At 40.1% G+C, this 22,245-nt stretch carries 21 protein-coding genes; 17 read left to right on the top strand and 4 right to left on the bottom strand.

Features of this window, described 5'->3' with window-relative positions; genetic code table 11:
• Positions 1 to 19: 19 nt before the first annotated feature.
• Positions 20 to 349 (top strand): hypothetical protein, encoded by a 330-nt coding sequence (locus B9Y87_RS17105; protein ID WP_085500198.1) that lies wholly within the window; start codon positions 20 to 22, stop codon positions 347 to 349.
• Positions 346 to 1,950, top strand: coding sequence for a sulfatase family protein (locus B9Y87_RS17100; protein WP_085500197.1), 1,605 nt, complete (start codon positions 346 to 348; stop codon positions 1,948 to 1,950). The genes B9Y87_RS17105 and B9Y87_RS17100 overlap by 4 nt, the downstream gene beginning before the upstream one ends.
• A gap of 167 nt (positions 1,951 to 2,117) precedes the next feature.
• Here the strand turns inward: B9Y87_RS17100 and B9Y87_RS17095 are convergent, their stop codons facing one another.
• Positions 2,118 to 3,077, bottom strand: coding sequence for a lipid A-modifier LpxR family protein (locus tag B9Y87_RS17095; RefSeq protein WP_085500196.1), 960 nt, complete (start codon positions 3,075 to 3,077; stop codon positions 2,118 to 2,120).
• Between the two features lie 316 nt (positions 3,078 to 3,393).
• Positions 3,394 to 4,224, bottom strand: coding sequence for a nickel-binding protein (locus B9Y87_RS17090; protein WP_085500195.1), 831 nt, complete (start codon positions 4,222 to 4,224; stop codon positions 3,394 to 3,396).
• 739 nt (positions 4,225 to 4,963) lie between these two features.
• Between B9Y87_RS17090 and B9Y87_RS17085 the strand changes: the two genes are divergently transcribed.
• A complete protein-coding gene (locus B9Y87_RS17085; protein ID WP_085500194.1) occupies positions 4,964 to 5,356 on the top strand; it encodes a VOC family protein in 393 nt (130 codons plus the stop codon).
• 135 nt (positions 5,357 to 5,491) lie between these two features.
• Here the strand turns inward: B9Y87_RS17085 and B9Y87_RS17080 are convergent, their stop codons facing one another.
• A complete protein-coding gene (locus tag B9Y87_RS17080; RefSeq protein WP_085500193.1) occupies positions 5,492 to 7,006 on the bottom strand; it encodes a Gfo/Idh/MocA family protein in 1,515 nt (504 codons plus the stop codon).
• Positions 7,007 to 7,427: 421 nt separating this feature from the next.
• On the opposite strand from B9Y87_RS17080, the gene B9Y87_RS17075 reads away from it, so the two are divergent.
• The 12 genes from B9Y87_RS17075 to B9Y87_RS22225 all read left to right on the top strand — a co-directional run bounded on the left by B9Y87_RS17075 (position 7,428) and on the right by B9Y87_RS22225 (position 18,749).
• The gene (locus tag B9Y87_RS17075; RefSeq protein WP_176225662.1) at positions 7,428 to 8,120 is read left to right on the top strand and encodes a DUF2490 domain-containing protein; all 693 of its coding nucleotides are present in this window, start codon (positions 7,428 to 7,430) and stop codon (positions 8,118 to 8,120) included.
• Between the two features lie 4 nt (positions 8,121 to 8,124).
• Positions 8,125 to 9,144: an inorganic phosphate transporter gene (locus tag B9Y87_RS17070; RefSeq protein WP_085500191.1), complete on the top strand. Its 1,020-nt coding sequence runs from the start codon at positions 8,125 to 8,127 to the stop codon at positions 9,142 to 9,144.
• 175 nt (positions 9,145 to 9,319) lie between these two features.
• Complete coding sequence (locus B9Y87_RS17065; protein WP_031443704.1) at positions 9,320 to 9,670, top strand: ribose-5-phosphate isomerase; 351 nt, start codon at positions 9,320 to 9,322, stop codon at positions 9,668 to 9,670.
• 61 nt (positions 9,671 to 9,731) lie between these two features.
• Positions 9,732 to 10,322 (top strand): Crp/Fnr family transcriptional regulator, encoded by a 591-nt coding sequence (locus tag B9Y87_RS17060; protein ID WP_085500190.1) that lies wholly within the window; start codon positions 9,732 to 9,734, stop codon positions 10,320 to 10,322.
• 323 nt (positions 10,323 to 10,645) lie between these two features.
• Complete coding sequence (locus B9Y87_RS17055; protein ID WP_085500189.1) at positions 10,646 to 11,728, top strand: NADH:flavin oxidoreductase/NADH oxidase; 1,083 nt, start codon at positions 10,646 to 10,648, stop codon at positions 11,726 to 11,728.
• 184 nt (positions 11,729 to 11,912) lie between these two features.
• On the top strand, positions 11,913 to 12,701 hold the full coding sequence (locus B9Y87_RS17050; RefSeq protein WP_085500188.1) for a polysaccharide deacetylase family protein: 789 nt from the start codon (positions 11,913 to 11,915) through the stop codon (positions 12,699 to 12,701).
• A gap of 267 nt (positions 12,702 to 12,968) precedes the next feature.
• Positions 12,969 to 13,826 (top strand): mechanosensitive ion channel family protein, encoded by an 858-nt coding sequence (locus B9Y87_RS17045; protein ID WP_085500187.1) that lies wholly within the window; start codon positions 12,969 to 12,971, stop codon positions 13,824 to 13,826.
• Between the two features lie 601 nt (positions 13,827 to 14,427).
• Positions 14,428 to 15,384 (top strand): c-type cytochrome, encoded by a 957-nt coding sequence (locus tag B9Y87_RS17040; RefSeq protein WP_085500186.1) that lies wholly within the window; start codon positions 14,428 to 14,430, stop codon positions 15,382 to 15,384.
• Positions 15,385 to 15,625: 241 nt separating this feature from the next.
• Positions 15,626 to 16,123, top strand: a complete 498-nt coding sequence (locus B9Y87_RS17035) for a CIA30 family protein (protein ID WP_085500185.1) — start codon at positions 15,626 to 15,628, stop codon at positions 16,121 to 16,123.
• Positions 16,124 to 16,334: 211 nt separating this feature from the next.
• On the top strand, positions 16,335 to 17,738 hold the full coding sequence (locus B9Y87_RS17030) for a sialate O-acetylesterase (protein ID WP_085500184.1): 1,404 nt from the start codon (positions 16,335 to 16,337) through the stop codon (positions 17,736 to 17,738).
• A 161-nt stretch (positions 17,739 to 17,899) separates the two neighbouring features.
• The gene (locus tag B9Y87_RS22230) at positions 17,900 to 18,427 is read left to right on the top strand and encodes an RlmF-related methyltransferase (RefSeq protein WP_245808735.1); all 528 of its coding nucleotides are present in this window, start codon (positions 17,900 to 17,902) and stop codon (positions 18,425 to 18,427) included.
• Entirely contained in the window at positions 18,384 to 18,749 is a 366-nt protein-coding gene (locus tag B9Y87_RS22225) for an RlmF-related methyltransferase (protein WP_245808734.1), read from the top strand. The genes B9Y87_RS22230 and B9Y87_RS22225 overlap by 44 nt, the downstream gene beginning before the upstream one ends.
• Positions 18,750 to 18,914: 165 nt before the next feature.
• On the opposite strand, the gene B9Y87_RS17020 is transcribed toward B9Y87_RS22225, so the two are convergent.
• Complete coding sequence (locus tag B9Y87_RS17020) at positions 18,915 to 19,982, bottom strand: tyrosine-type recombinase/integrase (protein ID WP_085500183.1); 1,068 nt, start codon at positions 19,980 to 19,982, stop codon at positions 18,915 to 18,917.
• Between the two features lie 679 nt (positions 19,983 to 20,661).
• Here B9Y87_RS17020 and B9Y87_RS17015 point away from each other — a divergent pair.
• Entirely contained in the window at positions 20,662 to 21,168 is a 507-nt protein-coding gene (locus B9Y87_RS17015) for a hypothetical protein (protein WP_139827273.1), read from the top strand.
• A gap of 148 nt (positions 21,169 to 21,316) precedes the next feature.
• On the top strand, positions 21,317 to 21,877 hold the full coding sequence (locus B9Y87_RS17010) for a hypothetical protein (RefSeq protein WP_139827272.1): 561 nt from the start codon (positions 21,317 to 21,319) through the stop codon (positions 21,875 to 21,877).
• Positions 21,878 to 22,245 lie beyond the last annotated feature (368 nt).

Raw genomic sequence — 22,245 nt, 5'->3', positions numbered from 1 at the left:
TTTAAACCCTATATAGTACATGAACGAAACAATTACTTTAAGGAATAGTCCCAAATTGGATATTAACCTTCAAAAAGATATGTTCGAAATTGTGGATCAGCTAACTCCAAAGAATAATGGCAGCTATACTTATGGCAGTTTAAAGTCGGTCCAATTAAACAAAGGCTGGCTGTTTTCCCTGTTAAGTTATATACCTTTTTTTTGGACGGTCCCCTTTGAACCGGGATTTAGAAACAGAAATCATCTTCATATTAAATTGGCCGAAAAGAATCTAAGAATATGGTTAATGGGTTCTGATATGAACAAAGCGGCCAGTCTTAAGCAAGAATTGAACAGTAAAAAGGTATGATATTTCGGATAGCATTTTGTTTAACGGTAATATTGAACACGGGCTTGGGATTTAACGCTTATGCCCAGGACCGTCCCAATATTCTTTTTGCCATTAGTGATGACCAATCATTTTTCCACACTAGTTACCAAGGGTCCAACTTTGTTAAAACTCCTGCCTTTGATAGGGTGGCCCGCGAGGGGGTATATTTTTCCAACGCTTATGCCGGTTCTCCGGGATGTGCGCCTTCCAGAAGCGCCATTATTACGGGTAGACACCATTGGCAAAATGAGCAGGCAGGACAACATGCCTCGGCATGGTTAAAGAAGTATGTGCCCTTTGTGGATTTGCTTGAGAAAAATGGATATGCCACCGGAAGAACCGGAAAAGGAGTAGGTCCTTTTCAATACGCCCGTACAGAAGAAGATTCGCTTTGGCGAAAAATTGATGCTGCCGGAGTTTCGCATAGCAACCTTAAATATGAAGAACATAATGATGAGCGATTTGCCAAGGGCATTAGCAAGACCAATTACTTTGGAAATTTCAGGTATTTTGTAGAGAACATTAAAAAGGACAAGCCATTTTTTTTCTGGTATGGCGGTGTTGAACCACATAGAACTTACGAAAAAGGTTCGTGGAAAAATATGTCCAAAAAATTGGAGGATGTAGAGGTACCCGAATTTCTTCCCGATAATGCTGAAATACGGGGGGATCTATTGGATTATGCAGTTGAAATTGAGTGGTTTGATCTTCATCTTCAAAGAATGCTGGAATATTTGGAGGAAATTGGCGAATTGGAAAACACCATTGTAATTGTCACTGCGGATAATGGTATGCCCTTTCCCCGTGCAAAAGCCAACAGTTATGAATATGGGGTACATGTACCTTTTGCCGTTCGGTATCCAAAGAAATTTCCAGGAAATAGGGTTGTGGAAGATCCTATTGGATTTATTGATTTAGCACCTACCCTTTTGGAAATAACCAATACCTCATCCAAAGGAATGCTCCCCATTACCGGAAAAAGCATCCTGAATCTGTTGCAGTCAAAGGAAAGTGGCGTCTTGTCAAAAACTGAAAGAGCTGCATATTCTGGAAGGGAGCGCCACTCCTCATCCCGATATTTAAATTGGGGATATCCCCAAAGGTCTGTTCGAAAAGGAGATTATCTTTTTATATGGAACATGAAACCCGAAAGGTGGCCGGCAGGTGCTCCACAAAAGTTTGCAGAAAATGATAGCACGCAATTGCTTCCAATTCACGGACTGGACAAAAACAATACCTACTTGAACGGGAGTGCGTATACCGATATTGATGATTGCCCAACAAAGACCTTTTTAATAGAGTATCATGGGGAAGAAGAAATTATGCCCTATTTCGATTTAGCGGTAGAAAAGCGTCCTGAATTTGAACTTTACAATGTGCGGCAAGATCCTTCGTGTTTAAAAAATTTATCGGGAACACCATTATTCAAAAAGTTGGAACAAGCCGTGAAAACCGAACTCTTGAACGAATTGAAAAGGTCCAACGACCCGCGAATTGTAGGTCCCGATCCCGAAATATTTGATAGCTATAAGCGATATTCGCCCATGAGAAAATTCCCTGAGGCGGGATCGGCAAATTGATTTTAAATGAGGTAAACAAATCAAAACTGGACCGCGTTGCTACTAGAACCTAGAATCTAGAATTTCTTATTTTGACCTAAGTCTCCATACTCCTGGCCCCAGACTATTGGCCAATGCCTATTGCCTATTGGCTCTAAACACCAACCTCTCATTCCTCCCAACAGCCTTTAAAATCCCCTGGTATATGAAAGTATTACATACTGATGGGATCGGGCCCCTTCAAACTCCGGAGCATTATATCGTACGCCTACCCAATAATCGTTTCGTCCGTAACGCCATTGAAAATCAAAACCGGCATATACCACCGTAGTTTTGGAAGCAACCAACAGCACGGAATCATCACCCAAGGCATTACCTTCCAATAGGCCGTTATGACCCACCAAGCGATATCCGCCACGAAGGGCAAAGAAGATCTCACTGTCCGTAGATCCAATTTGGTTGTGCGCTATGCTACCAGATAATGGATTTCTCCTTCCAAAATACGCCACCAATTCGGGATATACATAGATATCCCTAGTGCCAAAGGCAAATTGGGATTGTGTTGCAATGTGTATACTAAAGGGATTGGGTACCAATTGCCATTCGTAGAGGTATCTGGTGTACAGGTTATAATGAACACTATTCTCCATTTCTCCCACCCAGGTAGGGGTTTCGGTCTTCATGACGGAATGATGGTACCATCTTTGCAAACTACCTGCTCCCGAAGCCCTACCCGCCAACCCTAATAGAAAATTTGCCTCTATTAAACTGTTACGGCCCACACGGGACCATCCGGACCTAAGTGCCGAGAAACCTACGTAGGCACGATCCAATAGCTGAACATCTTCGGTAATAAGATAGGATGGGGTTATAATTTCCTGACCAAGGGAAAAAGTCAACTGTTCGTTTTCGGAATTAAATAATCCCTTTTCCAATCGATGCCTATACGTTAAGAATAGTCCAGCGGTATAATACCTATCCGTAAGCAATATAAAATCATTGTCGTGCCTTAGCCCAATTTGGTTCCGAATGCTAGCCCTTTCCCCTCCAATATCCCCCTGCTGTGCTATGGAAAACACGGTCCCACCAAGGAAACATATCAACACTAGTAGAAAGTTAAATGGATCTTTGGAAAAATTAGGCCACATTGAAAGTGGTTTATTAACTAGGTTCAACGGAGTGGTTTTGGTTTTGGAATGAAAAAGTACAAATAATTCATCAGAATTGTAAGTACGTTTAAATGATGGGGAGGGAACTTCTTTAGACTACCAACATGATCTAAATAGATTCTGGACTGTTGAGCTACTAGAACCTAGCCTCTTGACTCTAGTTTATCTGGTCTATAATTTTGAGACTTTTGGCTATTGTCTCCTGAATACTGATTGCTAAACTGAATACTGACCTTTGATTACTAATCACTGTTTACCAACTATTACTCCCTGATTACTGAATACTGACAACTGTTTACTGCCCACCAGCATCCCACCATTCTATAAGTTCCAGATCCACAGGTTCATCAAAGCCCTTAAGCATTTGCGGACCAAGCGACTTAAAGGAAATATCCTTACCAATACAAAGATCTTTTACCACCTTGGCGCTAATAATCTGTCCTGAATTTCCATAACTACAAATACGGGCCACAAGATTTACCGTTGAACCAAATAGTGCATCCCCATCCTGTACCGGCTCTCCTGCCCCAATCCCTATCCTTGCCTGTAGCAGAATCCCATCTTCCCGGGATTCATTGAATTTGGATAATTGGCGCTGTATTTCCACTGCACAGACCGAGGCCATATAGGCCGATCTAAAACTGGTCAGGAATCCATCCCCTGCCCTATCCACTTCCCGCCCCCCATGATCAACAAGGGCCTTTCTTACCACGTTTCTATAACTATGTACCAAATCCAAGGCCTTGGCATCCCCCAAGGCTTTGGTAATATCTGTTGAACTCACCATATCTATAAACATAATAGCCCTGAACGGACTCTCGGTCATGGGTTTGCCGTCTTCCTTTTCAGGGTCTATCACCCGGCCAAGAAACTGGGCTACGGCCGAACTGTCAACTTCAATGATCTGGTTAGGTATTAGCCCGTGGGCTTCTTTATGCATCCCTCGTACGGCAGCAGCAGATGGTGCTTCTATAAGGCAAAAAGCCATGCCCTTTTCTTCATCATGCCAATAGGTCAAAGCCTTGCAATGGTGCCTTGATTGAATTTTCATGTCTTCATGGTGGGCTTTTGCAACCTCCTCTGGAGTGGCTCCTTCAATATAATGTCGATCCATGAATAGTGGCATAATTTCTCTGTTTTAGGATGGGGGAGGTAAAAATTGGTCAAAGCTGGGAACTAGTAAAGGTATTAGGACTCATTTTAGGCCATATAACTATGACCACCAGCCAAATAAAGATACCAAATTATTGGTTATAAAAATTACAAAAGGGCAAATCATTGGTTGTGATTGTTAAATTTGGTAGATAAGGGAATTAGAATCCAGACCGCTTTGCTACTAGAATCTAGATACTGGAACACTATTTGTCTTTGCTCTAGACTCTAGACTCTTGATTCTTTTCTCTTTACTCCGTACTCTTGCCTATTGGCTAATGGCTCTTGCCTATTGGCTCCTGACTATTGCCTACTGAATACTGAATTAACTGCTAATAACAAGAACAATAATGGAATCAGAAAATAGACCGCTCCGCTACCAGAACATAGAAGCCGGACTACTATTTGTCTTTACTCTGGAATCCAGACTCTTGGTCCCTGCCTCTTTCCTAACGATCACTGAATACTGTTTCTGATTACTGTTTACTGAAAACAGACTACTCTATACTAACCATTGGCGCTTACCTGTACACTTTAGTCTATCGATTAAGAATAATTCCCAAAAACTAGCTATGGAATAATGCTGGTTCCAAATTAAGAGTTTGGGCATTTTTTGATATATTAGTTAACCCAAGATATAGGCACCGCGCCCCGTAAATTTTGTATACCCTAAATAACCTTGGAATTATTAAAAAATATTAAATTATATAATTATGAAAAATGTAAACCCAGTAGTTTGGTTCGAAATTTATGTTGATGACTTAAAGCGGGCAAAAAAATTCTACGAAGCCGTATTTCAACTTGAACTGAGTGAAATGCCTATGCCTCCTTCTGCCGAAGACCATATGAAAATGTTATTTTTTCCCTCCAATATGGAATCCATGAACAGTGCCTCCGGAGCCTTGGTGAAAATGGATGGATTTAAGGCTGGAAACAACAGCACTATTGTATATTTTATGAGCGAGGACTGTAGTGTGGAAGAATCCAGGATTACAGGTGCAGGTGGAAAAGTAATGAAGTCCAAAGTGTCCTTAGGAGAGTATGGCGCCATGGTTCTTGCAACCGATACCGAAGGGAATATGATAGGTATACATTCCATGAAGTAATATTCTTTACAAGGTTATCAGGGCAGGTCTCACATGTGAATTTTAAATGAACTTGCCAGGAAGATGAACAATGCCCATTAAAAAAGGGAACCAGCTTCCACCCATTCCCTTTTCTACAAATAATAAAATGTACTTTTAAGCTGGCATATCCGGCAATTTCCAACCTTCCCGATACGTATGTTTAATTAATTCTGCTGCAAAATCGCTAGCAGAATAGGGTTCTGTCCATTCTTTTTCAAATTTGGGACGACCGTCCTTCATTACAAAATTATCACGGATTACGGTTTTAATGGTCTCGTCCTGTCCAATATTGGTAAACCTCATATTCTCTCCATCCCAGTTCAAAATTTTGTTCAAGGATTGCAACCTAACGGCTAGCACCCCCATTACGACCATTTCATTAAAGGGACCAGCTTCTGAAAAATCGGATGTACAAGGTTTGCGATTCTCCGGGCTTTCCTTACAGGCCCTGACCCAATCCATTTCATGCGCTCCTTTACCCCAACTGAACCCCATTTCCTTCTCTACCCTTCTCTCCGTCTCAGCTACTTTGGGCATTTCCCTGCCCAATATCTCTGGTTCCAATCCATAACATCCGGCATGTATAATTCCTTTGGTACCATAAAAAAAAGTACCTCCACCCGACTTATTAGGGTTTTTGCCACTAGGCCAATTGGCAGGTAGATCTGGCTTTATACCCCCGTCGTACCAGTTAACCTCTACTTCGGGTAGTTTAATCTTGCCTTTCCTGCCCCTTTCCGGGAAGGTCATTTGTACGGACTGTGCCGTAGGAGCACTGTCCTTTAAGAGCAGGGAGGAACTTCCCTGAACTTTGGTAGGATAGCCTAATTTAAGGGCTTCAAATACGGGATGCAGAATATGGCAGGCCATATCTCCCAAGGCTCCCGTACCGTAATTCCACCATCCCCGCCAGTTCCATGGGTGGTACACCTGATTGTAGGGAATCAATTCTGCAGGCCCGGTAAATAAATCCCAGTCCAAGGTATCCGGAACCCACTGCCCTTGGGCGGGTGGATTCACCCCTTGTGGCCAGATGGGCCTGTCCGTAAAGGATTCCACTTTGGTTATTTCCCCAATGGCACCGCTCCAAATTAATTCGCAGGTTTGGGCCACTCCCTCTCCGGATGCCCCTTGATTTCCCATTTGGGTGGCCACCTTATACTTCTTGGCCAACTTGGTCAATAACCTGGATTCGTATACGGAGTGTGTTAGCGGTTTTTGTACATAAACGTGTTTTCCACGAACCATGGCATCTGCTGCAACAATAGCGTGGGTATGATCGGCCGTGGCCACCAGAACAGCATCAAAGTCGTTGCCCATCTCGTCATACATCACCCTAAAATCCTTGTATTTCTTGGCTTTTGGAAAATGATCAAAACATTTCTTTGCATATTTCCAATCCACATCACACAATCCAACAATATTTTCGCTCTCTAAATTTCTTAGGTTGCCAAAGCCCATGCTTCCTACCCCTACCCCAACTATATTCAATTTATCACTGGGAGCCTTATGTCCCAATCCCGATATTACGTTACTTGGGAGAATAGTAATTCCGGCCGCGGCAACGCCCGTTTTACTAATAAAAGATCTTCGTGTAAGTGGTAAGGGCTTGTTTGGTTCTTTTTTCATGGTGTTAGTTTGATATTTATTGATTTACAATAAGCTTTATTGGCTATTTATTTCCCTAAAATTCGTAAAAAATATTGTTCTGCTCTATGGAAATCCTAAAAAATGTCTTACTCTTTGAAGGAATTAATATTTTTATTGAACTTACCTATCGTACTTGTTTAGCGGATATTCCCTACAATACTTTCTAAGAATTAAGTTGGATTTGTTAAGGTGCATACTGCTATCGAATCTCTATATAAGCAGTCGCAATAACAGTTTCCATGGCACTGAGGGGTTGGTCCAAACGAGGAATATCCAATAACAAAATTTATTACCCTAGTTAATCTATAGATTAAATAATATTATATATATTCGCTGTAGCTTATTCCCATAAACTATGGTATACTACAAACACAATTTAATAATTCCAACCCTAGTAAGCATGGCCATTACAAATCTGGTCGCCCAAGAAAGGCATATACAGACACAGCAATTAATTTGGACACGATACAGCCTAGGCATAAACATCAACGACCACTATACCTTAAGGCAAGACTTGGAAGAAAGGACCTACTGGTTCCCTTGGAGGCAACATCAGTTTGTTTCCCGAACACTTCTAGAAAGAAAACTGGGAAAAGGTTGGAATGGGGGCATTGGTATTTCCTCTTTTCTACAATCGCTTCCGAACGACCCAGAAATCCAGATTGTAGAAACCAAGTCAGAACTACGGCCAATGTTGGCATTTGGGCATTGGTCACCTATAACCAAAAAAATTGGTCTACATCATCGTTATTGGTCAGAATTTAGGTTTTTTGAACAAGCAAATGGCTCCTTCAATTATGCAAACAATAGAACTAGATACAAACTAGAACTGAGATATGCAGCAAGTCCTAAGATGAACTTGAAAGCATTTGATGAAATTCTACTGAACATGGGCGGTAAAGTAGTCCAAAATGTATTTGACCAAAATCGCTATGGTGCCAGCATTCAATATATGCCCTTTGATAAGCTTGGATTTGAAGTGGGTTATATCAATTGGTTTCAACAACAAAATTCTGGGGTAGATTTCTATAACCGACATATAATAAGATTAACGATCCACCAAAACTTAAATTTAAAATCCCATAAAAAATAGTACTATGTCAGAAGTATTAAACCTATTGACCATCCCCTTTCTTTTAGCCATGTTCTTGGCCATCAATATGGGCGGAAGTGGCACCGCTCCCGCTTTTTCGGCGGCCTATGGTGCCGATGTAATAAAACGAACGATGATTCCCGGATTATTCGGAATAATGGTACTTGCGGGAGCTTTGATTGCCGGTAAGGAAGTCTCCCTTACCTTGGGCACGGGACTATTGGAACAATCCTTTTTTACCCCGATCAACACTTCGGTAATATTACTTTCAATAGGACTCTCCTTGTTGATAGCCAACCTCATCGGCGTTCCACAATCCACCAGTCAGGCAAGTGTATTGTCTATTGCAGGAGCCGCTACTGCTTTGGATGGCCTCAATACAAGAAAATTATTTTATGAAATAATTCCGACATGGGTGATGCTTCCCATAATTTCCTTTCTAATAATATTAGTGTCACATAAGTGGATTTTTCCCTTGCTCAAGAACAAGGTTTTTAACACTGATTATTCACATCTACAAGAGCACCGGGTTTTAAAAATCTTGTTGATCATTTCTTCCTTATATGTGGCCTTCTCCATTGGTGCCAACAATGTGGCCAATGCAGCAGCGCCAATAGCTTCCTTAACCGCCAATGAAATAGGGATAGACACCTTACAAAACTTTCGGCCGATCATAATTTTATCGGTTTTGATAGTTGCGCCATGTTTTGCCATAGGGAGTTCACTTCTGGGACACAAAGTAACACAAAAAACAGGAAAGGAAATAGTAGAGGTCAGCCCCTTTTACGCCACTGTTATTGCAGTAATAGTTGCCAGTCTTTTATTGCTCGCCTCGCTTACCAAAGGAATTCCAACTTCTTTGGTACAGCTTATTGCCGCCGGGTTTATTGCTTTGAGCGTTAGTAAAAACGGCTTTAAGAATACTTTTGCCAATAAGACGGTGAAGCGCTTTTTTACGGTCTGGGCGGTTGCACCAATTTTTGCGTACATTGTGACCTACTTGTTGATTGCACTATTAAATTAATAGCCGTATAACCAAGCTTGGATCATAACTGCGCCTTACTATTAATTATTATTTCTTTTTTGGAGAAAGTGGCCAACCAAACCGTAATGGTCTTGAAAACCACAAAGTGTAAAGTAATAAGTCGATAATTTATACGATTTTTGTTGCCAATAAGTCCAAATATTTTTTAATTCCCATGTCCAAAACCCTCTACCGAGTCTATGTTGTGGAACTTTCCAAACGCGTTTTTACAGAGAACGCAAAGTTTAGGGCCGCCAATCCGCAATTTAACGGTGTACTGGAATGTCTATACGTAGGCATGACGTCCAAGACGCCCAAGGAGCGATTTGAGCAGCACAAGACCGGATATAGAAATAAGAAGGGACATAAATTGTCGTCCAACATTGTGGAAAAATATGGTCTATACCTAAGGCCTAGTCTTTATAATCACATTGATCCGGTATTGACCAGAGCCGAAGCTTTGGAAATAGAGGAAGGTCTTGCCTTGGAACTAAGGCGGGAGCGTTATGCTGTCTGGTATAATTGAGCAGGTCTGGATACTGGAAAAAATCCCTAAATTTAAACAACTTATCACTCATTAATTGGCAATGGATCCACAGAACCAAATTGCATCCTACATTCAGCAATTTATTACCTTAACGGAAGAGGAGTCATTTCACTTTAGTTCCAAATTTGAGGTAGTAAAGGTTCGAAAAAAACAATTCATTGTGCAGCCTAATTTTACCGCAAAGAAAAGATTCTATGTTGTAGAGGGTGCATTACGCTCATTTGTAGTAAATGAGTCCGGACAGGAAACAACCATAGCCTTGGTCATCAATGATTGGTGGATTACCGATTATAATAGCTATATATTTCAACAACCTGCCACTATGTTCGTGGAGGCCCTGAAAAATAGCACTTTATTGGAACTGGATTTTGAAAAGGAACAGGACTTAAAGAAAAGCAATCCAAAGTTTGAGACCTTTTTCAGGATTATCGCAGAAAGGGGGTTGGCTTCCCAACAGCGAAGAATCATTATGAATTTGACGAAGTCTGCAGAAGAACGGTATACCTATTTCACAGATAAATATCCGCAATTTCTGCAACATATTCCACAATACGCCTTGGCTTCTTATCTTGGAATGACCACCGAATTTCTATCAAAAATTCGGAACAACAAAGTAAAAGGTAAAAGTTGAATTATTTCAACCTTATTTCCTAATCTACTTCAACTTTTTCCATCATAATTTAAAGCAACTTTGCATTGTCATTAATCGTGTACTCAGCATGGAAGCATTTACTAACTATTATCTATTGGATTAGCTGGCCATGATCTTAAGCCTCAAGGCCATTTATCGTTTAGGGAAAAAGAACAAATAAGGATTTATCTATTTTGCCCTGGCCAATTTAATATGGATAAGCCTGGGCTTTGGACCAATAGGCAGTTTTGGTATTGGAATTGGCAACAGTGCCTTTTTAATGATGAACATCAGAGGATTTATAACTTGGAAACAACCTAAAAATGAAAAATTTATTTAGCCCGTTAAAACTTAGGGAATTAGAGTTAAAAAACAGAATAGCTCTTTCCCCAATGCAACAATACAGTGCCATGAAGGGTATACCCAATAACTGGCATTTGGTCCACCTGGGGAGCAGGGCTGTTGGTGGTGCCGGATTAATTATAACCGAATGTACCGCCGTATCGGAAGAAGGATTGAATACCTTGTACGATACTGGGCTTTGGAACAATGTGCAAATGGAGGCTTGGAAACCTATAGTAAGGTTTGTTAAGGAACAAGGATCAAAAATTGGCGTTCAATTATGGCACTCTGGAGGGAAAGGCAGTAATACCCATCCAAATGAAGGAATGAAACCGTTGCCTTTGGAAAAAGGCGGTTGGATTACCAAAAGTGCCTCTTCCACTGTAATTAATGGAATTACTGCACACGAATTGACCATTGAGGAAATACAAAAACTAAAAATGGATTTTGTTTCAGCCGCCAAAAGAGCTTTATTAGCTGGTTTTGACACCATAGAACTCCATGCGGGACACGGTTATCTATTTCATCAGTTTTATTCTTCCGTTGTTAACAAAAGAAGTGACCAATATGGAGGAACCTTCGAAAATAGGATTCGTTTTTTGATTGAAACCGTGCAGGAAATAAGAAAAGTAATACCTGATACCATGCCCTTATTGGTCAGGGTTTCGGCAGTAGACTATTTGGAATCAGCGGATGCATGGAATCTGAAAGATAGCTTGGCCTTATCCCTGATTTTAAAGAACAATGGTGTTGATCTCATAACTGCTTCAGGTGGTGGTTTTGCCCATGTGGACAAATCAATGGTTTTTCCAAATTACCAATTGCCTTATGCAATGGAAATAAAAGAAAAAATAGGGATTCCCGTGGGTGCAGTTGGTTTGATCACCACTTCGGTACAGGCCAACGACATAATTGTACAGGATAGGGCAGACCTTGTGGTTATTGCAAGAGAACACTTGCGAAACCCTTATTTTTCTATAAATGCAGCCCTTGAATTGAATATACCCCCTGAAATTCCCTGGCAATATCATAGAGCTTACAGTTCAATTAAACCGTATTCTTAACTTTTATTTTTTCCGGAGCAGTAACAACCCGAAATTTTTAGATTGAAGAAAAATAAAAATTCGGTCCAATATTCAAAGGAGTGTGTTATTTTAGGGATTGAAAGCAAGAAATGATACGATTTCACAAGAAATTCACCAATCAATAGTCTCTTTTATCAGCATTAATCCTTTCATTAGGAGTATTATGAAAAATTTCTTAGTTGTCCTTTTTACCATTAGCGCTATTTTTTATAGCCATTCCCAAATCCTAAAAAAGGCAATACCGGACAAATTAGTGGTACTTACCTTTGATGATGCCCCTGCCAGTCAATATTCGGTGGTAGCCCCATTGCTCAAAGATTTCGGCTTTGGTGCTACCTTTTTTGTGTGCGAATTTCCACCGAATTTTAAGGATAGTACCCTGTATATGAATTGGCGCCAAATCAAGGCTTTGGACAAAATGGGTTTTGAAGTGGCCAATCATACCCACACCCATGCCAATGTAAGCAAACTCACCCTATCCCAATTTAACGCCGAGTTGGAATATATAGAAAACAAATGTGATTCCCTGGGAATCCAGAAACCCCAAAACTTTGCCTATCCCGGTTATGGGCTAAATGCCACCGCCCTCGAATATTTACAAAAAAAAGATTACGTTTTCGCACGCGCCGGTGGCAACAGGGCGTACGACCCATTAACGGATCATCCCTTTCTTATACCCAGTTGGGCGACCAATGCGGATAACAAAAATGAAATTATCCATGCTCTGGATGAGGCCAAAAAGGGTAAGATCGTAGTGATTACCCTGCACGGTGTACCCGATGTGGAACATCCTTGGGTAAATACACCGCCAAAGTTGTTTAGGGAATATCTGCAGTATTTATCCGATCGGAATTTTAAAGTGGTTTCCCTTCGGGATTTACAGGCCTATATAGATGTGGATATAGCCAAGGGTAGCATTGTCCCAGATCTGGACAAGCCACTTAAAAATTAATAACGACTTCCTATGTACTGGTTTTTAAGCCTATTTAACCGCATTGTTACCTACAATAAACAACGGGGGTATACCTATCATCGCTATTCAGCAAGGTTTAAAATGGCATCATGATATGCCACTAAATTCTACCTTGAACACTCATTTTTCTGCGGATAGTTCAAGGGATTTCACTATATTCCAATAGAATAATAGCAACGCTCCTACCCTTCCCCTGCTCAAGCTATAACTTCTTGGCAAGGCATTCGGTGGCCCTAAAGGAATGAAATGGATACACTAAGTAAAATATTGGATTTTAATCTGATCAGTATTGGTGATTATAAAATTAAAGTGTACAGCCTTGTCATTATACTTTTAATTTTACTGATCACCAAGGTGATAGTGCAACTAATAAAAAAAGCATTGTTTCGCCGTTATAAGGGGGTGCATTTTGATACTGGAAATACCTATGCGCTGTATCAAATTATTAAATATGTAATATGGGTCATTGCCATTGGTCTTATACTGGAATCCATAGGCATTCAGCTGACCTTATTTTTAGCTGGTTCGGCGGCGCTATTGGTTGGGGTGGGATTGGGCCTGCAGCAAACCTTCAACGATATAGTTTCCGGCATTATTTTGCTTTCGGAGAAATCGATCAAAATAAACGACATATTGGAAATAGATGGGGATATTGTTGAAATCCAAGAAATTGGACTGCGAACTTCAAGGGGACTCAATAGGAACGACATATCCATCATCATTCCCAATTCCTTGATCACCACCAACAAGGTCATCAACTGGAGCCACCAGAAGAAAAAGACGCGTTTCAAGATAGGTGTTGGGGTGGCTTATGGCAGTGATGTTGATCTGGTAGTAAGAATATTGGAAGAAAGCGTTTTGGAACATCCCGATTTTGTGGATGGCAAAACCATAGAGGGCCGTTTTGTGAATTTCGGTAATTCCTCTCTAGATTTTGAGGTGCTTTTTTTTAGCGAGAATGTATTTAGGATAGAGAAGGTGAAAAGTGATATCAGAAAGATCATCAACCGGAAATTCAGTGAAAACAAAATTGTTATACCCTTTCCCCAGATGGACCTGCATTTTAAGTCGGGCCATACTGAGATAATACCAAAAACGGATTAGCCGTATTTTGGAATACGAACTTAAATGGTCCATAAACACGCGATCAAACAAAATCTAAAAAAGTCAAAATTCTTTAATTAATCTACCGCAAACCTCTTAGGATTAAGGATGGTGTAATTGCCATTAATTATCCAAAATCCCATTAAAGTTTTAGCTTCACTGTAGAGGCACCACGCAAAACACAATACTTTAAAACCCTTTTTGTTTCCTACGGAAAAGATTCACTTGGCCCATTTATGAAAAGAAGGTAATACAGCTATATAAAAACTCTTACAACTCTCTGATTAAAAGAAGATTGTTAAAAAATTGTTCATCGCTTTAATCCAAAAATTTACTAATTTTAGTACAGACCTCGTAGTATACAATGATAACAACCAACAACCACCCCTACTGATTGTTTTATAAACAACCAATGATAAAATGCTTTCTTAAAATTAATCCCCCATATTTTTAGAATTTAATATTGAACATGAACTACAGTGTAGCGCATAAAATAATACCTATGTTCGGAATACTGGTTTAGGCGTGTAGACAACGATTTCAATTAAAATAAAACGTTCCCACAGATTGAGTACACTTTGTTTAATTAATTATAATTAAGATGAAAAAAGTATTTAAAATAGTTGGTATCGGACTAGGGATTATTGTTCTTTTAATGGCCATAGCATTGATCTCTATCAGTGCCAGCGATATTCCTTCCTACGAAGTTGAAAAAATTGATTATAAGGTAACAAGTAGTCCAGAAGCGATAGCCAGGGGCGAAAAATTGGCTGTTATGTTATGTGCAAGTTGCCATTTAAACCATCAAACCAATAAACTTACCGGACAAAAGATGATGGATGCGCCACCTGAATTTGGAGAAATTTATTCCCAGAACATCACCCAGGACAAAACCTATGGTATTGGGGATTGGACCGACGGGGAACTAGTATACCTCCTAAGAACGGGAATAAAAAGGGATGGAAAATACAGTCCTCCCTATATGGCGAAATTGCCAGGTATGGCGGATGAAGATATCAATGCCGTTATTTCATTTTTGAGATCGGACCACCCAATGGTCAAAGCAGATCCCACTCCGGATGTTCCACCAAAACCTTCTTTATTGACCAAAATACTTTGTAGGGTAGCCTTTAAACCCTTGCCAATGCCAACTGAAGCCATTCCCTTACCCAATGCGGACGATTCTGTAGAATTGGGCAAATATCTGGCACATAACCTGGATTGCTTTTCCTGTCATTCGGCCGACTTTAAAACCAACGATTTTTTAAATCCGGAATTAAGTGAAGGGTATTTTGGAGGAGGCAATAAACCTTTGGATTTACAGGGCCGGGTAATGCTGACATCCAATCTTACGCCGGACAAGGAAACCGGAATTGGCAATTGGACCAGGGAAGACTTTATTAAAGCACTTAAATATGGGCAGATAAAAGGCGGGAAGGCCTTAACCTACCCCATGCTGCCCTATTCCCAACTTACCGATGATGAAGCTGGGGCCATATTTGAATACCTACAGACCATACCTCCCATAAAAAACAAAGTGGAGCGGTCCATATACTAAAATATATAGCCGAACCCCTAACAAGTGCAAATCTGTCCATTTGGTAACCTATGAAATAAACTTGGGAATTAGGTTTCAATTTAAAGGAATTGGTACAAACTTCTGAAATGATGCTACCCAACCCGTATAGTATTATTCCTAAATGCCCTAATTGGTCATGGTCTTTAGCTTAAGTTGTCGTAAATTACCCTAAAGGTGAATTATAAAGTATCTTTTGGCCACTTTAGTTTTTATGACACTTATGACCTCAAAAATAATTTTCGATTTCAACAAAAATTCCAACATCAAGGAATGGAGAATTGTGAATGATGGGGTCATGGGTGGCTTATCGGAAGGTAGCTTTACCTTGAGCCCTGACGGACATGGATTATTTGAGGGCGAAATCTCTTTGGAAAACAATGGTGGATTCACTTCCGTCCGTCACCGATTTGACAAACTACAAGTAACTGCTTATAGTTACATTAGCATTCATCTCAAAGGCGACGGAAAGAAATATCAATTTAGGGTAAAGGACGATTCCAGTACTAATTATTCCTATATCAATACCTTTGCAACCTCCGGGGAATGGGAAGAAATAAAGGTATCGCTCAAAGATATGTACCCTTCTTTTAGGGGCAGGAAATTGGACCTGCCCAATTTTTCAAAAGAATACATTGAGGAAATCGTCTTCTTGATTGGGAATAAAAGAACTGAAAACTTTCAATTGTTGATCGATAAAATAACCTTGCATCAACCTTAGTCCCAGGACCGTGTATAGAAAATTCCATTTAATTCGATTATAATTCTGATAACAATCATAGGTAAGGAAACAGTTGAGGACTTTCTACCCAACTTGAAACCATAAATATTTGTTACATTTATCCAAATACTATTTCCTTAAGCAAATTCCCAGCGTATTTTCTTGAGGAACATTTTAATAATAACCTAAACCACTATTTTTTTACACCACTATGAAAGTATTGAAAACCTTATTATTGGTATGGCTATTGAGCACTGTCACTGTCTCTTTTGGGCAAATAGAATTACCTGCCTTTTTTGGGGACCACATGGTCTTGCAACAGAAAAACAATGTTTCCATTTGGGGAACAGATAAACCCAATACCAAAATTAAAATAACAGCTAGCTGGGGGGAAGAAGCCTCTGCATCTACCAATGCCCAAGGGCAATGGAAACTAAAGATTAAAACACCGTCCTATGGCGGACCTTACACCCTAAATATTAAGGGGAGCAATGAAGTTGGTCTTAAAAATGTGATGATCGGCGAGGTTTGGTTGTGTTCCGGGCAATCCAATATGGAAATGCCCGTAAAAGGATTTAACAACCAACCCATAAATGGCAGCAACGAGGCCATTTTAAACTCCAAGAACAGTCAAATACGCCTGTTTACCGTAAAAAGGGCCACCAGCCTGGAGCCATTGGAAAATGTGGAAGGGCAATGGGCGGAGGCCAGTCCGGCAACCGTAAGGGACTTTAGTGCTACCGCCTACTTCTTTGGAAAAAAGTTGAATACCCTGTTGAACATACCCATAGGACTTATACATACCTCTTGGGGCGGGTCCACTGTGGAAACCTGGATGGATAAGGAGACACTTTCCCAATTCAATACCTTAGAACTTCCAAGCAAACTTCCGGAAGGAGCACCACAGCGCACCCCTACCCTGTTGTTCAATGCCATGATCAACCCCTTGATAGGTTACAGCATTAAGGGTGCCATTTGGTACCAAGGGGAATCCAACAGGAACCAGGCCAAGGAATACGCCCAACTTTTCCCCACCATGATCAACGCCTGGAGGGAAAAGTGGCAACAGGGCGAGTTTCCATTTTACTTCGTACAAATTGCCCCTTATGGCTATGATGGTGGCAATGCCGGCTTTGTTAGGGAGGCACAATTGCACAGCATGAAAACGGTTGAAAATACCGGAATGGCAGTAACCATGGATATTGGGGATTGTAATTTTATTCACCCCAGGGAGAAAAAATTGGTAGGCGATAGATTGGCCCTCTGGGCGCTTGCCAAGGATTACGGCATGGAAGGATTTGCTTATAGTGGTCCTATATATAACAAAATAGAGGAAATTAAAGAGGGTAAGGTAAAGATGTCCTTTATTTATAGTGAGAACGGTCTCTCCAGTTATGGACAGCCATTAACTGGCTTTGAAGTGGCCGGTGCGGACCAAGTCTTTCATCCTGCCGAAGCCAAAATTAATGGGGACAAGACCCTAACCGTTTGGGCAGAAGGGGTAACAAACCCTGTTGCCGTTAGGTATGCATTTAGCAATTGCGAGGCAGGTAGTTTGTTCAATACGGAAGGCCTACCGGCTTCCTCCTTTAGAACGGATACTTGGGAGGAGTAGCCACTTCCATAAATTTTAAAATGCCATAAAAAAACCAACTAATTAAGGTTTTTGCTTTTGCTATAGCTTTTTGGTATGCTACGAATTGAAGTTTGGACGGTTTAATGATTACCTCATTTTGAAGTTACTTTTGTTACCTTTACCCAATTAAAACCTATACGGTGCATCCAAAAAATCCTTTTTCCAAAGCCTATGATTTGGATTTACTAATTCGGCATTCCCCAGAACTAAGGAAATTTGTCTTTGTAAATAAGTATGGCAACCAAACCATAACATTTGGAGACCATCAGGCCGTAAGGGCTTTGAACACTGCCTTGTTAAAGGCACACTATGGACTAGATTATTGGGATATACCGGACTACAATCTCTGCCCCCCTATTCCTGGCCGCTTGGATTACCTTTTACATGTGGCGGATCTGATTCCAAAGCCCACACTCCGTTTGTTGGACATTGGCACCGGGGCCAACCTTATCTACCCCATTTTGGCTACCTGTCACTTCCATTGGCAGTGCACGGCTAGTGAGGTAGATCCTGATGCCTTAAAAAATGCCCAGGAAATTATTGACAGAAACAGGGTATTGGCCAACATAGACCTTAGGCAGCAAGGTTTCAAAAATAGTATTTTGAAACATATCATTAGGCAAGATGATTATTTTGACGTGGTGGTCTGCAACCCCCCCATTTTTTAAGAACCGTACAGATGCCGAAAAACAAAATCTGCGAAAGGTCCGGAACCTGCAATTGGAGGACAGGGAGCGCCTAAATTTTGGAGGCTTGGCCAACGAGTTGTGGTACAAGGGGGGTGAAGAAGCGTTTGTAAAGAAGATGGCAGTGGAAAGCCTGCAATTCAAAGACCAGGTACATTGGTTCACCTCCTTGGTATCCCAAAAAGAAAACCTTAAAAATATAAAAAGGGCCATTAATAAAACCCTCCCAGCAGATGTCCAGGTTATAGCTATGGAACAGGGCAATAAAAAGAGCAGGTTTGTGGCCTGGACTTTCAACAAATAAATCTGTCGCAATCCAAAACTATTTTATATGTTATTGGGGTTATACAGTCTGGAGCTAAAACAACTGGTATTTATTATAAGCTAAACCCTGTCCTGTTAAAGTAAGCGGCCCAGAAGTCAACATTAAATAGGTCTTCCTTGCCTTGAACTTTCTTGCAATGCAGCATTATAAAGAATCTAACGGACTTTCGATATTCGCAAGACTACGTGGTGTTACCTTCGTATACACCTGGGTGGTCTTAATGGAACTATGTCCCAAAAGTTCCTGAATAAAACGCATATCGGTACCCGATTCCAAAAGGTGGGTTGCGTAGCTGTGCCTGAGGCCGTGAACCCCAATATTTTTTTTGATACCTGCCCTTTTCATGGCCTCTTTAAATACCTTCTGTATGCTACCCCTGGAATATTGCCCCCCGTACCTGCCTTCAAGCAGATACTCCTTGGGATTATATTCCCTATAATACTTTCTTAGTTTTGGCAATAGCGTTATGGGTAGGGGTACCATTCTATCTTTCTTGCCTTTTGCACCACGAATATGCACAACCATTCTAGAGCTATCAATGTCATTTATTTTAATAGCAACGACTTCTGAAACTCTAAGCCCCAAACCATAGCATAGTTCTAGGGCAATGCGATGTTTTAAATTTTCTACCTGTTTAAACAACTTGGCCACTTCACTCTTAGCCAACATTTTAGGTAAGGTGGCCGGTTTTTTAGGTCGCGGAATATCAAAAAAGAGTTGTGGCCTGTACAATACTTTTTCAAAATAAAATTTAACGGCATTTATTTTACCGTTCATTTTGCGTTCCCCCATTTTTTCTTGGTAAACGCAATAGAGAAAATAATCCTTTAATTTTTTGGGTGTAAGCTCATCCACAGGATAATTTTTTATCAATTGAAGTAAATGAACAAACTCTGCAATATAAATCCGAATGGTGTTTGGACTAAGTGCTTTTAACCTAAGCTGATCATAATACCGTATTAGGGCAGTTTGATTAACATGAGCTATCTTGGGAAGTTGTTTTTCAATAAATGGTCGCTGCTCTATTTTCAAGGCCTTTCTAACCGCGGGTATATCCGGTAGATACCAAGCTTTATTGGTTTTGCTCCATTTTGCAGAGGTAAAGCGTTCTCTAAACTGTTGTACCAAATGAGGATTAAATGGAAAAATAACCAGTATTACATCTTTGTTTCGATGCACAGCAGGTTTAAAAGTATATTGGGAAAAATCCATTCGTCATTAGGTATATCAATATACTGTAAGATACAAAATGATATATAAAATGACAACTTTTAAAAATCCTCTTAACTATTTATGTATAGGAGTTAAGGAGTTATTTCGTTATTTTTATATCTTAACCATTAATTACACATATATATGTGTTAGCGGTAACTTGCTCTAAAATAATGAGCTGCTTAGGGTCTTCTTCTTTTTTGCTGCCTACCCTATAGTTTGACCAATCGGTGCGCAAGCAGAACGTTTATCAGGGCAGCAAAAAATCCACGGTTTACAAATCTGGGGATCAGGCTTTCTTAGGGTTTTGGGATTTAAAATAGAGCAACTTAAGGGCTTATCCTTTTGCCGCCAGTACCCAAGGGTTACGCAAGCAGTACCCTGTTTGAATTTTGGCTCGGCCATCCCTTTCCAGGCTTTACAGAACGCCAAATTTTATTTGTGTTTACAATGGTCTCGGCTTGATTTTAAATGCGGCAAAATCCACGCGGATTGTTCCATTGGCTTGTACGTTAGAGTATGGTCCGGGCTGCAAGCAACCGCTAACATGGCCTATAATTCAGTCTTGCCTTTTTCAAAAGAGAAAATTCATTACTTTTAATCCGGCACGATTCCAACCTGAAAAATCCTAACGGATTTCCCAGACCGAAATCATAGCCTTAACGTTATGCAAAAGTTGATGAATTCCTTTAAACCTATACTTACATCCTTTCTAATTTTATTCCTTTCAAGCTGTTTGCAAAACAAATCGAAAGGAAAAATTGACAAATTAAATACTGGGCAAGAAATTGAATCTGTAGAATCGGACTTTACAATTATTGAATTTGACCCAGAATGGTATTGGATTTACAAAAATGTTTCTCCATCAATGCTTTCGGACAATGAAATTCAGCAAGTCGAAAAAATTCTCCAAACTGTGGTCGAAGAAAATAATGCCTCACGGAAAGAAAAGACGGAATCGAGATTCTCTATAAAACTAGAAGGTTATAAAAAACAATATGTTGCGGTTATAAATCAAAAAGGGGAAAAAGAAGTATGGGCTAATATGTTCTGTTCCGATTTTGAAGCTGAGTATTGGAAAGTTGGAATTGTTGACGTCGATGACGGAGGGAATTGCTTCTGGAACGTAAAAATAAATTTGGCCACGGGGGAATACTATGAACTTTCCATAAACGGATATGCTTAAAAACCTTTGCATAACAATACCTATAATCCATTGCGGTGGATTTTCCATACGGAAAATCCTTACTTTTAACCAATGGCTCGGATTTAGGCGGACAATTTCCGATGGAAATGTCCGCAACGAGATCATAGCCCAACCGTTACCTGTAATTATGAAAAACATCCTGCTTGCCATAATATTATTTCCACTTTTGAATTTTAGTCAGTCATCTAAAACTTATATGGAATTAGTTGATGACGCAAAAACAAAGAAAAGTGCGGAACAAATTGAAAAGTTGATTATTGGAACGTGGGAATTTCAAAAATTGACAGATAAGAACGGAAAAACTATTGCGGAAGTGAAACATTTCGTGAATGACACAATTACAGCGACTGAATTTGTTTCTCGACCAAATATGCGAATTGAAATGGACAAAACGTATGAACTATTTGGTTGTGAAAATTCGGAAAACTGTGAAAGCGGAATTTGGGAATATGACTCAAAAGCAAAGATTTTTAGAATGACTTTTGATAAACCAAAATACAACGTGCCGATTGACAAACTTGCACCTGGACTTTTGGAACAATTAAAAAAATCTGGTTCTTTAATTGAGTTTACGAAAAACGAAATAGAAATAGCGGAAATCACTCAAACGGAATTGAAAGTATTTGAATTTTTAGAAAGTGATGGAACTGAATTTAAGTATAATTTAAAAGTGTATCGGAAAAAATAACTACAGGTAACACCGTATCCTATGAAAAGCACTAGTCCAGTTCCTTAAAGTTAATATTTTATTTTTTATCAGTCCATATTGGTGATTTTGGGGTGTTGAATTGTTGGCAACCCTTGTCAGCTTTTTACTTGGTTGTCAATACTTCAACACCATATATAACTTGCTCCGCATCCTATATGTGATCGATCCTAGATTATGAACGTCACCGGCATCTGTATGATTATAAGTTATAATAAGCCCGGCCACTTGCTATAAAAATGTGATCCCAATTCCTTGGGCCACCCACGTTGTTTTGTGGTACTGGCTTTGAATACTTCGTTGTGAGCTTTGTTATCTGGTTGCTGTTTATCCTTTAGGTTATTCCAATA

Source organism: Arenibacter troitsensis (assembly GCF_900177645.1).
GTDB lineage: Bacteria > Bacteroidota > Bacteroidia > Flavobacteriales > Flavobacteriaceae > Arenibacter > Arenibacter troitsensis.
This window is presented reverse-complemented; position numbering and strand designations above follow the sequence as displayed.

What these genes read in the sequence shown, in the direction of transcription:
- B9Y87_RS17105 (WP_085500198.1), top strand. Translation starts at nt 20, where the DNA reads ATGAACGAAACAATTACTTTAAGGAATAGTCCCAAATTGGATATTAAC.
- B9Y87_RS17100 (WP_085500197.1), top strand. Translation starts at nt 346, where the DNA reads ATGATATTTCGGATAGCATTTTGTTTAACGGTAATATTGAACACGGGC.
- B9Y87_RS17095 (WP_085500196.1), bottom strand. Translation starts at nt 3,077, where the DNA reads ATGTGGCCTAATTTTTCCAAAGATCCATTTAACTTTCTACTAGTGTTG.
- B9Y87_RS17090 (WP_085500195.1), bottom strand. Translation starts at nt 4,224, where the DNA reads ATGCCACTATTCATGGATCGACATTATATTGAAGGAGCCACTCCAGAG.
- B9Y87_RS17085 (WP_085500194.1), top strand. Translation starts at nt 4,964, where the DNA reads ATGAAAAATGTAAACCCAGTAGTTTGGTTCGAAATTTATGTTGATGAC.
- B9Y87_RS17080 (WP_085500193.1), bottom strand. Translation starts at nt 7,006, where the DNA reads ATGAAAAAAGAACCAAACAAGCCCTTACCACTTACACGAAGATCTTTT.
- B9Y87_RS17075 (WP_176225662.1), top strand. Translation starts at nt 7,428, where the DNA reads ATGGCCATTACAAATCTGGTCGCCCAAGAAAGGCATATACAGACACAG.
- B9Y87_RS17070 (WP_085500191.1), top strand. Translation starts at nt 8,125, where the DNA reads ATGTCAGAAGTATTAAACCTATTGACCATCCCCTTTCTTTTAGCCATG.
- B9Y87_RS17065 (WP_031443704.1), top strand. Translation starts at nt 9,320, where the DNA reads ATGTCCAAAACCCTCTACCGAGTCTATGTTGTGGAACTTTCCAAACGC.
- B9Y87_RS17060 (WP_085500190.1), top strand. Translation starts at nt 9,732, where the DNA reads ATGGATCCACAGAACCAAATTGCATCCTACATTCAGCAATTTATTACC.
- B9Y87_RS17055 (WP_085500189.1), top strand. Translation starts at nt 10,646, where the DNA reads ATGAAAAATTTATTTAGCCCGTTAAAACTTAGGGAATTAGAGTTAAAA.
- B9Y87_RS17050 (WP_085500188.1), top strand. Translation starts at nt 11,913, where the DNA reads ATGAAAAATTTCTTAGTTGTCCTTTTTACCATTAGCGCTATTTTTTAT.
- B9Y87_RS17045 (WP_085500187.1), top strand. Translation starts at nt 12,969, where the DNA reads ATGGATACACTAAGTAAAATATTGGATTTTAATCTGATCAGTATTGGT.
- B9Y87_RS17040 (WP_085500186.1), top strand. Translation starts at nt 14,428, where the DNA reads ATGAAAAAAGTATTTAAAATAGTTGGTATCGGACTAGGGATTATTGTT.
- B9Y87_RS17035 (WP_085500185.1), top strand. Translation starts at nt 15,626, where the DNA reads ATGACCTCAAAAATAATTTTCGATTTCAACAAAAATTCCAACATCAAG.
- B9Y87_RS17030 (WP_085500184.1), top strand. Translation starts at nt 16,335, where the DNA reads ATGAAAGTATTGAAAACCTTATTATTGGTATGGCTATTGAGCACTGTC.
- B9Y87_RS22225 (WP_245808734.1), top strand. Translation starts at nt 18,384, where the DNA reads ATGATTATTTTGACGTGGTGGTCTGCAACCCCCCCATTTTTTAAGAAC.
- B9Y87_RS17020 (WP_085500183.1), bottom strand. Translation starts at nt 19,982, where the DNA reads ATGGATTTTTCCCAATATACTTTTAAACCTGCTGTGCATCGAAACAAA.
- B9Y87_RS17015 (WP_139827273.1), top strand. Translation starts at nt 20,662, where the DNA reads ATGAATTCCTTTAAACCTATACTTACATCCTTTCTAATTTTATTCCTT.
- B9Y87_RS17010 (WP_139827272.1), top strand. Translation starts at nt 21,317, where the DNA reads ATGAAAAACATCCTGCTTGCCATAATATTATTTCCACTTTTGAATTTT.